Below are 251 nucleotides of genomic sequence, written 5' to 3'. Positions count from 1 at the left end.
ACGGGCGGCCGCGCGGCACGCCGTGGGCGTTCGGCGCGAATCCGGCGGCGCCGGCCGAACAGGCGTCGCATGCGGCGCTCGTCGCGCGCGGCGACGTCGTGTGGCTCGCGTGGAAGGCGTTCGACGGCGACACGATGCACATCAGGCTGCGCCGCTCGGACGATCGCGGCGAGCACTGGTCGGCGCCGCGCGACATCGCGTCGACGTCCGGCGCGAGCGACAACCCGCAGCTGCTCGACGATGCGGAACAC

Annotated in this window: 1 pseudogene; it reads left to right on the top strand. The window is 74.9% G+C overall.

Annotated features, from left to right (window positions below):
• A pseudogene (locus tag SB816_RS33620) lies at positions 1-251 on the top strand (exo-alpha-sialidase); the annotation flags it as partial.

The sequence above is a fragment of the Achromobacter sp. SIMBA_011 genome (assembly GCF_046535435.1).
In the GTDB taxonomy this organism is placed as follows: Bacteria; Pseudomonadota; Gammaproteobacteria; order Burkholderiales; family Burkholderiaceae_B; genus Achromobacter; species Achromobacter dolens.
This window is presented reverse-complemented; position numbering and strand designations above follow the sequence as displayed.